The organism is Pseudomonas sp. 86_A (genome assembly GCF_017491705.1).
GTDB lineage: Bacteria > Pseudomonadota > Gammaproteobacteria > Pseudomonadales > Pseudomonadaceae > Aquipseudomonas > Aquipseudomonas koreensis.
In genome coordinates this window covers 296,921-310,779 of record NZ_JAFGYS010000006.1, presented here as the reverse complement: position 1 = coordinate 310,779, position 13,859 = coordinate 296,921, and the positions used below count along the sequence as shown (strand labels likewise).

11 protein-coding genes are annotated in these 13,859 nt (G+C 62.4%); 4 read left to right on the top strand and 7 right to left on the bottom strand.

Annotated features, from left to right (window positions below; genetic code table 11):
• Nucleotides 1–4: 4 nt before the first annotated feature.
• Genes selB through fdnG form a run of 6 tightly spaced genes read right to left on the bottom strand, consistent with a single transcriptional unit; the run spans nucleotide 5 to nucleotide 8,973 of the window.
• Entirely contained in the window at nucleotides 5–1,921 is a 1,917-nt protein-coding gene (gene selB / locus J5M57_RS11765; protein WP_207848599.1) for a selenocysteine-specific translation elongation factor, read from the bottom strand.
• Complete coding sequence (selA, locus tag J5M57_RS11760; protein WP_207848450.1) at nucleotides 1,918–3,330, bottom strand: L-seryl-tRNA(Sec) selenium transferase; 1,413 nt, start codon at nucleotides 3,328–3,330, stop codon at nucleotides 1,918–1,920. Before selA ends, selB begins: the two co-directional genes overlap by 4 nt.
• Nucleotides 3,331–3,379: 49 nt before the next feature.
• Entirely contained in the window at nucleotides 3,380–4,306 is a 927-nt protein-coding gene (fdhE, locus tag J5M57_RS11755; RefSeq protein ID WP_064587586.1) for a formate dehydrogenase accessory protein FdhE, read from the bottom strand.
• A gap of 3 nt (nucleotides 4,307–4,309) precedes the next feature.
• Nucleotides 4,310–4,975 carry a formate dehydrogenase subunit gamma gene (locus J5M57_RS11750; RefSeq protein WP_064587587.1) on the bottom strand — a complete coding sequence of 222 codons (666 nt, stop codon included), beginning with the start codon at nucleotides 4,973–4,975 and terminating at the stop codon, nucleotides 4,310–4,312.
• The gene (fdxH, locus tag J5M57_RS11745; protein WP_064587588.1) at nucleotides 4,972–5,907 is read right to left on the bottom strand and encodes a formate dehydrogenase subunit beta; all 936 of its coding nucleotides are present in this window, start codon (nucleotides 5,905–5,907) and stop codon (nucleotides 4,972–4,974) included. The genes J5M57_RS11750 and fdxH overlap by 4 nt, the downstream gene beginning before the upstream one ends.
• Nucleotides 5,908–8,973, bottom strand: a complete 3,066-nt coding sequence (fdnG, locus tag J5M57_RS11740) for a formate dehydrogenase-N subunit alpha (protein ID WP_207848451.1) — start codon at nucleotides 8,971–8,973, stop codon at nucleotides 5,908–5,910. It lies immediately after the preceding gene.
• 245 nt (nucleotides 8,974–9,218) lie between these two features.
• Here fdnG and J5M57_RS11735 point away from each other — a divergent pair, with 245 nt between their 5' ends.
• The 4 genes from J5M57_RS11735 to J5M57_RS11720 all read left to right on the top strand — a co-directional run bounded on the left by J5M57_RS11735 (nucleotide 9,219) and on the right by J5M57_RS11720 (nucleotide 13,261).
• Nucleotides 9,219–10,373 (top strand): PatB family C-S lyase, encoded by a 1,155-nt coding sequence (locus J5M57_RS11735; RefSeq protein WP_207848452.1) that lies wholly within the window; start codon nucleotides 9,219–9,221, stop codon nucleotides 10,371–10,373.
• Nucleotides 10,374–10,569: 196 nt separating this feature from the next.
• Nucleotides 10,570–11,427 (top strand): glucose 1-dehydrogenase, encoded by an 858-nt coding sequence (locus J5M57_RS11730; protein WP_207848453.1) that lies wholly within the window; start codon nucleotides 10,570–10,572, stop codon nucleotides 11,425–11,427.
• Between the two features lie 6 nt (nucleotides 11,428–11,433).
• A complete protein-coding gene (locus J5M57_RS11725; RefSeq protein WP_207848454.1) occupies nucleotides 11,434–12,777 on the top strand; it encodes a cation:proton antiporter in 1,344 nt (447 codons plus the stop codon).
• A 187-nt stretch (nucleotides 12,778–12,964) separates the two neighbouring features.
• Nucleotides 12,965–13,261 (top strand): hypothetical protein, encoded by a 297-nt coding sequence (locus tag J5M57_RS11720; protein ID WP_207848455.1) that lies wholly within the window; start codon nucleotides 12,965–12,967, stop codon nucleotides 13,259–13,261.
• A gap of 57 nt (nucleotides 13,262–13,318) precedes the next feature.
• Here J5M57_RS11720 and J5M57_RS11715 read toward each other — a convergent pair whose 3' ends face one another.
• Nucleotides 13,319–13,855 (bottom strand): hypothetical protein, encoded by a 537-nt coding sequence (locus tag J5M57_RS11715; protein ID WP_064587595.1) that lies wholly within the window; start codon nucleotides 13,853–13,855, stop codon nucleotides 13,319–13,321.
• Nucleotides 13,856–13,859: the final 4 nt, after the last annotated feature.

Genomic DNA, 13,859 nt, shown 5'->3' with positions numbered 1-13,859 from the left:
GAACTCAGGGTGCGTCGGCACTGGCCAGCGCGTTGTCGGGGCGGATCACGCGGGATTCGCCGATGCGCCGGGTCAGGCCGAGGCGGTCGAAGTATTCGAGGTACTGAATACAGCGTTTGCGTCCCAAGCCTAGCGCATCACGAAAGGTTGTCACCTGGATTTGCGGATTTTCCTGTTCCAGGTGCAGCAGCACGCCGGCCATGCGCCGCAGTTGCACGTCCGTCAGAAACAGGTCGCGCACGATTTGGTGCATCAAACCCAGGCGCGCCAGTTTGCGCAGCAGCAGGCGTACTACCGCGTCGTCTACACCGAGCGTTTTTGCGACATCGCGCACCCACGGCGGATCAAACCCGGTCTGCTCGAACAGCGGCTGCATCTGCTGCCACAGGGTTTCGTCTTCGGCATTCAAGCGCACTTGATGATCGGGCAGATGCAGCCACGGCCCGCTGGCATTGATCGACCCGGCAGCGCGAAGTTCGTCCAGCAGGCTGGCAAAGGTCGAACGCTCCAGCGCCAGACCACTGAAGCGGCGCAGGCGATCGCGGTCCGGCCCCATCTGGTCCGGTTCCAGCTCATGCAATTTCGCCAGCTGCTCCAACAGGGTGAACTTCAACTGCCCCCAGCGCTGCACGTTGAACAGCACCGGGCCTTGGCGGGTGTCGATCAGGCGCACATTGGCCGGTAGCGACCAGTCGTCACGCGGGCGATTGAACTGGCGCTCCAGCTGCTGCGGATCGAGGCCGCCAGCGCAGTGGTCGAGCAGCACCGGCAGCGCCTGCTCAAGGCTGTCATGGCCGGCCAGGGCTTGCAGTTGCGCGAGCCGTTCCGGGCTGCGACGTTGCCGGGCCGGGGCGAACGGGTCGAGCACCTGGCCGCCGCCGAGGGTGCGCTGGGCGCTGGAGTCTCGCAGGATCAACCGATCGCCCTTCACCGCATGCACCGGGGCGTTGATCAGCAGTTGCGCGAACATGCGCTCACCGGGGCTCAAGCGCGGGCCTTCGAGCAACGCCACGCGAGCGATGACGTCCTGGGTACCGAGGTGCACGTGCACCGGGTGGAAGTGTTCGAATGTACGCTCACCGGGCAACAGCTGAAATTCGATGTCGACCCGTTGCGTCGGTGCGTGCAGCCATTCGGCCAACAACCATTGGCCGCGATGGATCTGCTCCAGGGTCAGGCGATCGCCGTTGATGTTCAAGGCTACCCGTTGCCCGGCGGAGGCCTGTTCGGCGGGCCGATTCTGCGCGTGCAGGCCGCGAACCCGGACGGTTTTACCCAGAGGCCCCAAAACCAGTCTGTCCTCTACAGAAACAACCCCCGACAACGCCGTGCCAGTGACCACAATCCCCGCACCGGCCACGCTGAAAGCGCGGTCGATGGCCAGGCGAAATCCACCTTCGCGACTGCGTTCATGCACTTCGCCCTGAGTGTGCAACAAGCTCTGCCGCAATTCATCGACACCGTACCCGGTCACGCTCGACACAGGCACTATCGGCGCCTCGGCAAAAGGCCCGGCCTCGAGCAAATCCAGAACCTGGCGCTGCACCTCTTCCACCCTGCCCGCCTCGACCCGATCGCATTTGGTGATCGCCACCAACGCCCGGGGAATCCCCAGCAACTCGACAATCGCCAGATGCTCGCGGGTCTGCGGCATCACCCCGTCATCCGCCGCGACGACCAGCAACACCAGATCGATACCCTGCGCCCCGGCGAGCATGTTGTGGGTGAATTTCTCGTGGCCTGGCACGTCGATAAAACCGGTCAGGCCGGCGCCGGGTTGCAGTTCGGCGTAGAGATAACCGAGGTCGATGGTCATCCCGCGCTCGCGTTCCTGCGGGCGGCGGTCGCCGGTTTGCCCGGTCAGCGATTGCAGCAGTGACGTCTTGCCGTGGTCAATGTGCCCTGCGGTGCCGACAATCACTGCTCGACCCGCAACTGCGGCAACTGCGCCAGCCACGCCGGCTCATCGTCGAGCTGGCGCAGATCCAGCCACAGCGCATCGTCGTCAATGCGACCGAGCACCGGGATCGGCAAGGCACGCAATGCCGCCTCAAGATTGAGCAGGCAACGTCCGCGCAGACGCTTGGACACGTGCGGGCGCAGGCACAGCGCCGCACTGGGCAATCGCGCCACCGGTTGGCTGCCGCTGCCGATCATGCCCAAGGCCTGAACGGCGCTGACCTGCCAGGGTTCGCCCAAGGCCTCGGCCATTGCCGGTTGCAAACGAGAGGCCTGGGCGTGGATGTCGGCTTGCGGGCGAGTCAACAGCCGCAGACTCGGCAGACGCTCGGCGAGGCGATCCGGGTCGCGATACAAACCCAGCACCGCCTCCAGTGCGGCCAGGGTCAACTTGTCGACGCGCAAGGCGCGCTTCAACGGATTCTTCTTGATCTTCGCGATCAGCTCTTTGCGCCCGACGATCAACCCGGCCTGCGGCCCGCCGAGCAATTTGTCGCCGCTGAAGGTGACGATGTCCGCGCCATCCAGCAGCGCTTGGCGCACCGTCGGTTCCGCCGGCAAGCCCCAGCGCGTCAGGTCCAGCAGACTGCCGCTGCCCAGATCCTCCAGCAGTGGCAAGCCATGCCGGTGGGCCAGTTCGGCCAGTTCAGCGGTGGGGACGCGCGCGGTGAAACCTTCGATGCTGTAGTTGCTCGCATGCACGCGCATGATCAAACCGCTGCGCGGGTTGATCGCTGCTTCGTAGTCGCGGGCGTGGGTGCGGTTGGTGGTGCCGACTTCGTGCAGGCGCACACCGGCACGGGCCATGATGTCGGGAATGCGGAACGCGCCGCCGATCTCGATCAGCTCACCGCGTGAGATGATGCCTTCCTTGCGCGCGCCAAGGCTGTTCAGCGTCAGTAGCACGGCGGCGGCATTGTTGTTGACCACGGTGACGGCTTCGGCGCCGGTCAGCTCGCGGATCAGACCTTCGATCAAATCGTCGCGGTCCCCGCGCTTGCCGCTGGCCAGATCGAATTCCAGATTGAGCGGATAACGTGCGGCCATCTGCACCGCGTCGATGGCTTCATCCGGCAACAGCGCCCGGCCCAGATTGGTGTGCAGCACCGTGCCGGTGAGGTTGAACACCCGGCGCACGTGGCTGCGCTGTTGCTGGGCCAGGCGCTCACCGACCCGGCCCGCCAGCACTTGCGGACTGATTTCGATGGCCGACAATTGCCCGTTCAACACGTCAGCACGCAATTCATCCAGCAACTGCCGCAAACGGCTCAGCAACGCCTCACGACCATAACGCTCAAGCAGCGGCAGACAAGCCGGGTGACGCAACAAAGCATCAATGGACGGTAAACGCGGGGCAACACTTGCGGACATCAGCCACTCCCGAAAAAACAAGACTGTCCGGCGAGTGTAGACGCTAAGGTCATTCGTCTCCCGGCGCCAGCAACAGATTCGGGGCCAAACGCTGAAAACCGTCCTGCGCCAGACGCATGTCGAGCAACAGGCTGGTAAGGTCCGCCGACAGCGCTTCGCCTTCGGCATCGTTTTCCAGATACACCAGTTTCAGGTAGCTGTTGCAGCTGGGGCAGACCTCCGCCCGAATCGGCGCCTGATTGGCCGCGTGGCGATCGTCTTCGAGGCTCAGGTAATCCAGACCTTTACTTGACTCGCAATACACGCACTTGACCCGCACCACGTGCCATTCGCAGGCGCACAGCGAGCACACCAGATAACGCAGGCCGTTGTGCTTGCCGCGATGGCGGATCACCCCGGCCATCGCCGGTGAACCGCAGCCCGGGCATTGGCTGAGGCTGTCGCCGGGTTTCAGCTGCAGGTTGGGTACACTGAGCAGCCAGTGGCTCCACGCCACTTGCAGGCCGGCGCCGAGAAACGGCACCAGCGCTGCCGGCACCAGCGAGTATTGGCCGCTGACCAATGCCACGGCCCACGCACGCAACTGTCCGGGGCTGGCCTCCCCTAGCGTGGCAACCGCGTCGAGTACCGCCGGTTGCTCCGGTGGAACATAGCGTTGCAGCAATGCATCCAGATAAGCCTGCCAGCTCTCCTCGCGCACCAGCGTGTCGGCCGCAAATGGCGGCAGGCCGTGGCGCTGGCAAACGTCAAGGCGCTGTTCATCAATCGGCGTAGACAGCGGCGGATCATCCATCACCTGCTGCTGCACCCGGCACAACCCGGCAATCAGATGCAGGTAGTCGGCCAGCGCATGCCCTTCGGCCAGGTGTTCCAGGCGTTGCGCGCGCAGGCTGAACAGGTTGTGCGGTGGCAGGTACAGAAACGGCGGCGAACTGGCCGCCGCTTCGATTTCCCCGGGTTCAAGAATGGTTGCCAAAGGTCAGCCCTTTTTGGTGATCGGTCGTTCCGGCGCATCCGGATGGCGTTCGTCGCGGGTGATGTCGCGGTACCAGAGTTCGTGGTGTTTCTTCGCCCAGGCACGGCTGACCCAACCATGCAGCATCGCGTCGATGGACCCCTTGATCCACAGCCCGGCGTAGATGTGAATGATGATGCTGAGGATCAGCACAAACCCGGCCAGCGCATGCAGCAGCATCGCCCAGCGGATCACGGTGATGCCGAAATACGCGCTGAAATACGCGCGCCAGATCACCAGCCCGGTGAACAGCAAACCGAGCATGCACAGCAGTAAAGTCCAGAACAGCAGCTTCTGCCCGGCGTTGTACTTGCCCACCGGCGGCACCGTCTCTTCGTCGTTGACCAGCACCCGATCGATGCGGCGCAGCCACTTCCAGTCATTGCCGATGAAGAAGTTCGCGCGCCAGAACCTGAACACCAGGCCGAGGAACAACACGAACATCAGCACGCCCATGAACGGATGCAGAATCCGCGTCCACGGCCCGCCGCCGAACAGGTGGGTCAGCCAGAACATCGACGGATGAAACAACGCCAGCCCGGACAGCCCGGCCATGAAGAACAGAATCGCCACCAGCCAGTGATTGGTGCGCTGGTTGGCGGTGTAACGCAGGATCGTCTTGTTGCTCATGGCCGGTCCTCCCCGCGTGGATCGAAGGTGTGCACCGCCGGATCGACGGTATGCACCGAGGTGTCGGGTGGCGCCGGATGTTCATCCTCCTCGACGCGGTTTGGCCCGATACGCACGTAGTGGAAAAACCCGGCCAGCACCGCCGCGCCCATCGCCAGCAAGCCCAGCGGTTTGCTGATGCCCTTCCACAAGCCCACCAGCGGGCTGATGGCCGGCGCATTCGGCAACCCGGCGTAAATCTTCGGCGTGTCGGCGTGGTGCAGCACGTACATCACGTGGGTGCCGCCGACGCCTTCCGGGTCGTACAGCCCGGCGTTGTCGAAGCCGCGGCTTTTCAGGTCGACGATGCGTTCGGCGGCGTGTTCCTTCATGTCTTCCTTGCTGCCAAAGACGATGGCCCCGGTCGGGCAGGTTTTCACACAGGCCGGCTCCAGCCCTACCGCGACGCGGTCGGAACACAAGGTGCACTTGTAGGCCTTGTGATCCTTCTGCGAAATCCGCGGAATGTTGAACGGGCAACCGGTGATGCAGTAGCCGCAGCCAATGCAGTGGTCCTGATCGAAATCGACGATGCCGTTGGCGTGCTTGATGATCGCCCCGGGACTCGGGCAGGCGGCCAGGCAACCCGGCTCCGCACAATGCATGCAGCCGTCCTTGCGGATCAGCCACTCGAGGTTGCCGGCGTCGGTTTCGTGCTCGGTGAAACGCATCAACGTCCAGGTTTCGGCACTGAGGTCCTGCGGGTTGTCATAGGTGCCGTGGTTGTGGCCGACCTCGTCGCGCAGCTCGTTCCATTCCGAGCAGGCGACCTGACAGGCCTTGCAGCCGATGCATTTGGTGGTGTCGATCAGCTTGGCGACTTCCTGCTGATTCCTCACCGAGGGCGGCACCGTGGTGGTGGCCGAGCGGGCAATGATGTCTTGGCTGGCCATCTATATTTTCTCCACGTTGACCAGGAATGACTTGGATTCCGGGGTCTGTGTGTTGCCATCGCCGAGGAACGGCACCAGGGTGTTGGTCAGGTAGCCGTGACGCGTCAGGCCGGTGAACCCCCAATGCAGCGGGATGCCGATCTGATGCACCACCTGGCCGTTGACCTGCAGCGGCCGTATGCGTTTGGTCACCACCGCGACCGCCTCGATGAACCCGCGTTTACAGCTGACCCGCACCCGATCCCCGGCGGCGATGCCCTTCTCCTTCGCCAGCACTTCGCCGATCTCGACGAACTGCTCAGGCTGGGCAATTGCATTCAACTTGCAATGCTTGCTCCAGAAGTGGAAGTGCTCGGTCAGCCGGTAACTGGTGCCGGCGTACGGGAAGTCCTTGGCTTCGCCGAGGCTTTCCCAGACCGAATCGAAGATCCGCGCCGCCGGGTTGCTGGTGGCTTTCTTGTTTTGCGGGTGCAGCGGGTTGATGCCGATCGGCGTTTCGAACGGCTCGTAGTGCTCGGGGAATGGCCCCTCGTTCATCTTGTCGACGGCGAAGAACCGCGCCACGCCTTCGGGGTTCATGATGAACGGGCTCATCCCGGCTTCCGGCGGCACATCGGCCTTGTAGTCCGGCACGTCGGTGCCGCCCCAGGCCTTGCCGTTCCACCACACCAGGCGTTTCTTCGGATCCCACGGCTTACCCGCAACGTCAGCCGATGCACGGTTGTAGAGGATTCGCCGGTTGGCCGGCCACGCCCAGGCCCAGCCCAGGTGCTGGTGCATGCCATACGGGTCAGCATTGTCGCGACGGGCCATCTGGTTACCGGCCTCGGTCCAGCTGCCGGCGAAGATCCAGCAGCCGGACGCGGTGCTGCCGTCGTCCTTGAGCTGGGCGAACGCGGCCAGTTGCGAGCCGGCCTTGACCGTTGCGCCGCTGGCATCGGTGAAGTCGGCCATGGCGCTGCCATTGATTTCCTTCGCCAGTTCCTCCGGCGAGGGCTCGTCGGGAATCTTGTACGGCCACGACAGTTTCAACAGCGGATCGGGAAATTTGCCGCCCTCGGTCTGATAACGCTTGCGCAGGCGCAGGAACAGTTCGCTCATGATGCGAATGTCGGTCTGCGCCTCGCCCGGGCCGTCGGCGCCTTTCCAGTGCCATTGCAGCCAGCGGCTGCTGTTGACCAATGAACCGTCCTCTTCGGCAAAGCAGGTGGTGGGCAGGCGAATGACTTCGGTCTGGATGTCGGCGCTTTTCACGTCGTTGTACGGCCCGACGTTGTGCCAGAACTCCGAGGTCTCGGTGGCCAGCGGGTCCATCACCACCAGCCACTTGAGTTTGGCCAACGCGCCCATCACCCGGTTCTTGTCCGGCAACGCGGCGATGGGGTTGAACCCTTGGCACACGTAGCCGTTGACCTTGCCTTGGCTCATCAGGTCGAACATCTTCAGGACGTCATAGTTGGGGATGTCGAGTTTCGGCAAATGGTCATAGAGCCAGTTGTTCTCGACAGTGGCGTTGGCGCCGTACCACGACTTCATCAGGCTGACGTGGAATTTGCTGTAGTTCTGCCAGTAGGACAATTGCCCCGGACGCAACGGCATTTGCGTGCGTTTTTTGATGAAGGCGTTGTAATCCTGCTCTGCGTCGCTGCCCAGGGTCAGGTAGCCCGGCAGCGAGTTGGACAGCAACCCAAGGTCGGTCAGGCCCTGAATGTTCGAGTGCCCACGCAAGGCATTGACGCCCCCGCCCGGCATGCCGACGTTGCCCAGCAGCAGTTGCACCATCGCCGCACTGCGGATGATCTGCGCGCCGATCGAGTGCTGCGTCCAGCCCAGGGCATAGAGAATCGTCATGGTCTTGCCCGGGGTCGAGCAGGTGGCGATTTCTTCCCAGATTTTTTTCATCGCATCGACCGGCATGCCGCAGATCTGGCTCGCGAGATCGATGTTGTAGCGGCTGTAATGCTGCTTCATCAGTTGATAGACGCAGCGCGGGTCCTGCAGGGTCGGATCGACCTTGACGAAACCGTCCTCGCCCAGCTCATAACCCCAGCCGGACTTGTCGGTGTAGCTGCGTTTGGCCGCGTCGTAGCCACTGAATATCCCGTCCTCAAAGCCATAGCCGGCTTTGACGATGAACGAGACATCGGTGTAGTTGCGCACGTATTCGTGCTGGATCTTGTCCTCGGTCAGCAGGTAATTGATCAAGCCGCCCATGAAGGCGATGTCGGTGCCGGTACGGATCGGTGCGTAATAGTCGGCCACCGAAGCGGTCCGGGTAAAACGCGGGTCGACCACGATCAGCCGCGCAGCGTTGTGCGCCTTGGCCTCGGTCACCCATTTGAAGCCGCACGGATGCGCTTCTGCTGCGTTGCCGCCCATCACCAGGATCAGATTCGCGTTGGCGATATCGGTCCAGGTATTGGTCATGGCACCACGGCCGTACGTCGGGGCAAGACTTGCCACCGTCGGGCCGTGTCAGACACGCGCCTGGTTATCGAACCCCAGCATGCCGAGACTGCGAATCACCTTCTGGGTGATGTAGCCCGCTTCGTTGGACGCGGCCGACGCCGCGAGGAAGCCGGTGGTGAGCCAGCGGTTCACCGTTTGCCCGGTAGCGTTCTGCTCGATGAAATTGGCGTCGCGGTCGGCCTTCATCAGGTCGGCGATGCGATCCAGCGCTTCGTCCCAGCTGATCCGGGTCCATTCGCTGCTGCCGGGTTTGCGCGTTTGCGGATAGAGCAAACGTCCCGGGCTGTGAATGAAGTCCAGCAGGCCCGCGCCTTTCGGACACAGGGTGCCGCGATTGACCGGGTGGTCGGCGTCGCCTTCGATGTGAATGATATTTTGCGCGACGTTCTTCGCGGCATCGCCCTGGCTGTACATGATCAACCCGCAACCGACCGAGCAATACGGGCAGGTGTTGCGGGTTTCATGGGTGTGGGCAAGCTTGAAGTGACGCACCTGCTCGGCGAAGGCTGGCGTCGGGGCCATGCCCAACGCGCCCAGGCTAGAGCCTGCAAGGCCGATACCGGCGACCTTGAAGAACTGACGACGGCTGAGATCCATCGTGCACTCCTGATCAGGTGGAACCCGGTACTGATGCCGGGCTTTTTCTGGACAGACACGGTTACGGCAGAATGGCTGCCGGTTTTTTCACTGTAGACAATGACCACACGCTCTGTGTGAAAACCGACCGTCGGCCGTTTGTCGGATCACCCCATTCCCCTGTATGAGCTGCCGAAGGCTGCTCATACAGGGGTTCCGGGTTTATCATGGCGCCCAGGACCAATCCCGCCTTCACGAGACCGCGCATGACTTTCGATTTTGATCAGGTATTCGACCGCCACAACACCGGCAGCACCAAATGGAGCCGCTACCCGGCCGATGTGTTGCCGATGTGGGTCGCTGATATGGATTTCGCCGCGCCGCCGGTGATCATCGAGGCGTTGCAGCAGCGCCTGCTGCACCCGCTGGTTGGCTACAGCGTGGCGCAGGACAATCTGCGTGAAGCCATCGTCGCCGACCTGTGGAACAAGTTCGCCTGGAAGGTCAAACCACAGGAACTGATTTTCCTGCCCGGGGTTGAATCCGGTTTCAACATGGCTTTGAAAGCCCTGGTGCAGCCGCAGCAGAACGTTGTGGTGCAAGTGCCGAACTACCCGCCGCTGCGGCATGCGCCCGGGCATTGGGGGCTGAACAAGGTCGAGCTGGAATTCGTCGCCCAGGCCGATGGCACCTACGCCACTCCGCTGGAGGCATTGAGTCAATCTCTGGCCAATGGCGGCGCCCTGCTGCTGAGCAACCCGCACAACCCGATTGGCAAGGTGTTCACTGCGCAAGAGCTGACGGATATCGCCGACATCTGCATGGCGCATGACGCCTGGATTATCTCCGACGAGATCCACGCCGAGCTGTGCTTCGATGGCCGCGTGCACATTCCGACCGCGTCCCTGAGCCCGGACATCGCCAAGCGCACCATCACCCTGATGTCGGCCAGCAAGGCTTACAACATCGCCGGCCTCAAGACCTCGTTCATGATCATCCAGGACGCCGCCCTGCGCGAGCGCGTCAACCACGCCCGCTGTGGCATGGTCGACAGCGTCAACCCGCTGGGCATGGAAGCCACCCGCGTCGCCTACAGCGAAGGCGCACCGTGGCTTGCCGAGCTGAAAACCTACCTGCAGGCCAACCGCGACTGGCTGGTGGATGCCGTGCGCAGTCGCTTGCCGGGCGTGTCTATCAATGTGCCGCAAGGGACGTATCTGGCGTGGCTCGATTGCTCGGCGCTGGATCTGGACAATCCGCAGCAGTTCTTCCTTGAGCAGGCCAAGGTCGGCCTCAGCGCCGGTGTCGATTTCGGCGATCAGCACCAACAGTTCGTGCGCCTGAACTTTGGCTGCCCGCGTTCGTTGCTGGAAGAAGGCATTGGCCGCATGGAGCGCGCACTGGCACAACGCAACACCTGAAAACACCACCAATCTGTAGGAGTGAGCCTGCTCGCGATAGCTGACTGACATTCAACATCAATGTCGGCTGATACACCGCTATCGCGAGCAGGCTCACTCCTACAATGGTTTTGTGGTCATCCAAAATCCGATCGAACTCACGGCAAACCGTCCGGGTCAACCGCCCATACCTGCCCTAAGACCTCGGAGATTTGTGATGACCGACTATCCAAAACCACCCTTCCCCAAACAAGCTCAAGCCGTCCCGGGCTCGCAAAGCAAAATGCAGCCCTATCCCGACTGTGGCGAGCAAAGCTACGTCGGCTCCGGACGCCTGGCTGGCAAGATTGCGTTGATCACCGGCGCCGACAGCGGCATCGGTCGCGCCGTGGCGATTGCCTTCGCCCGTGAAGGCGCAGACGTCGCCGTGGCCTATCTCAATGAACATGACGACGCCAAAGAGACCGCGCGCTGGGTCGAACAGGCGGGCCGCCAGTGCCTGCTGCTGCCGGGCGATATTGCGCAAAAGGCCCAATGCCAGGCGCTGGTGGACCAGACCGTCGAACGCTTCGGGCGCATCGACGTGCTGGTCAACAACGCCGCGTTCCAGATGACCCACGAGACCTTCGAGGAAATCCCCGACGAGGAATGGGTGATGACCTTCGACGTCAACATCACGGCGATCTTCCGTCTGTGCCAGGCGGCGATCAAACACATGCGTCCCGGCGCGTCGATCATCAACACCAGCTCGATCAACTCGGACATGCCCAAACCCAGCCTGCTCGCCTACGCGACCACCAAAGGCGCGATCGCCAACTTCACCGGCGGTCTGGCGCAGATACTCGGGCCGAAAGAAATCCGCGTGAACTGCGTAGCACCCGGGCCGATCTGGACACCGTTGATCGTCTCGACCATGCCCGATGAAGAAGTGCAGAACTTCGGCAGCGAAACCCCGCTGGGACGTCCGGGACAACCGGTGGAAGTGGCGCCGATCTACGTGCTGCTGGCCTCGGATGAAGCCAGTTACATCACCGGCCAGCGTTATGGCGTCACGGGCGGCAAGCCGATGTTGTAAGCCGCCATGAGCTTTGTCATCTGGGTCGCGGTGCTGGGCGCCGTATTGCTGACCCTCGCGCTGACCTCTTCGTACCTGCGCTGGATGCCGGTCACCACCTCGGCCGTGTGCCTGTTGCTGGGGATCGGCATCGGCCCGGCCGGGCTCGATCTGTTGAAACTGTCGGTGGAAAACGCTGCGGTGTGGATGGAGCACCTGACGGAAGTCGCGGTGCTGTTTTCGCTGTTTGTCTGCGGGCTCAAGTTGCGTCTGCCATTGCGCGACAAACGCTGGCGAATCGCATTCGGCCTGGCGGGCCCGGTGATGGTGCTGACCATCGCCGGGGTCAGCCTGTTGCTGCATTGGGGCCTGGATTTGCCTTGGGCGCCGTCGCTGCTGATCGGCGCGATTCTGGCACCGACCGACCCGGTACTGGCCGCGCTGGTGCAGGTCAACGATGCGCGGGATGTCGACGGCGTGCGTTTTGGGCTGTCCGGCGAAGCCGGGCTGAACGACGGGATTGCCTTTCCGTTCGTGATCCTCGGGCTGTTGCTGTTGCAGACCGACGCGCCATCCGGCGCCCTGACCGACTGGCTGTTGCGCAGTGTGCTGTGGGCGGTGCCCTTCGGCCTGCTGACCGGTTACTGGATGGGTCGCGGCATCGGGCGGCTGACCTTGTCGCTGCGCATTCATAACGACGACAGCACCCTGAGCCCGAACGATTACCTGGCCCTGGCGTTGATAGCGCTGGCTTACGTCGGCGCGGACGCCATTGGCGGTTTTGGCTTTCTGTCGGTGTTCGCCGCAGGCCTCGGCTTGCGTCAGGAAGAAGTGAAATCCACCGGCGCCAGTCAGCCACCCGCCGAACATCTGGTGCAACCGGTGGTGGGCCACCAGAACATCGAACCGCAGCACGCCGTACACGGTGACACCGAACAGCTGGAAAGCAGCCAGGTCGCCGCCGGGATCATGATGGGCGACATGCTGTCGTTCGGCAGTCTGGTGGAACGGGCCATGGAAGTTTTTCTGGTGACCCTGCTCGGCGTGGTGCTGGTGGCGCATTGGGACTGGCGGGCGCTGCTGGTGGGCGCGGTGCTGTTCTGCGTGGTGCGTCCGGCCTGCGTGGCAATAATGCCGTGGGGCAGCTTGCTCGACGGCCCTCAGCGGTTGTTGATCGGCTGGTTCGGCATTCGTGGGATCGGCAGCCTGTTCTATCTGTTTTATGCCTTGAACCATGGCCTGAGTGCCCCGGTCGCCACGCTGTGCACCGACATCACGCTGTCGGTGGTGGCGCTGAGCATTTTGCTGCATGGCATCAGTACCCAGCCGATCCTCGCTCGCTACGAACAATGGCAAAAACGAAAAAACTGATTCTTCCTGCGAATGTTGCTGGACTAATCCATCGAACTTTCTTCTGAAAATAAATGGATCCCTGCGCAGAGCCTCGCAGTCACAACCATAACCCCTCGCTGGATGCACCCGGCGAGGTCCGGCAGGTTCGGTTCCCCTGCGGCTTGCAGCCTACGAAAAGGAATCTTTGGATAACAAGGTTACGGTCATGAAAGAATGCTCGACTCCTGCACAAATCAAGGCTTGCAGGGCCTTGGCCCTGGAACGCAATCGTCAATTGTTCGATGACGCCCACGCCCTCAATCGAGCGGCTCACGAGCTGCTGGAAGCGCACAATCTGGATATCGAACAGTTTGAGCGCTATCGAGCGCTGCGCCGCAAAGCCGATGCAAAGTTCGAGGAAGCCATCGACCATTTGTGTGTCCTCAACGAGGACTTCCCGCCGATTCCGATGTCGCCGCATCATTCGCAAGAACTGCGTCGGCAGCTTGAAACCGTCGAATGAAAAACCGCCCAAAGAAAAGCCCGGCTGCGAAGTCCGGGCTTTTTCTTTGGGCGGCAATCAGCCTCCGGGATTGGTCACCTGAATGAACACCGCATAAGCCCCCAGCAGCATCCAGAACACCGCAAAGATCCACGGCGTGCGCACCGAGAACAGCAGCGATTTGCGATAACCCTTGTGGCTCGACTCCATTTCGCTGAACAGCGGCGATTCGTCGTAGGCCAGGCCCATCAGCGGTTCGCTCTGCAGCAACTGACTTTGCTTGAAGTGCCAGTGATCAATGATGTCGTACGCCGCCCGAATGCCCGGCCAGGCGTTGAGCGAACTGAGCAACCCGAGCAGCGCCAGAAACGGTGGCACGACCAGGGTGAACAACTTGCCCCACTCAGGGTTGAGGTTGGCCATGCACGAAGCGAAGGCGATCACCAGAAACGATTGCGCCGCCAGATAGGCGTCGGTGCGGTTGGCGAGGATGCTGGTTTCGTACTGAATCTCGCGGCGGTAGAAATCCAGGCGTTCCTTGGGCGAGCCAAACATTTTCGCATCGTGTTCGGTGAGGGTTTCTTCAGCAGTCGGCTCGGTGAGTATGCGAGACAAGGGA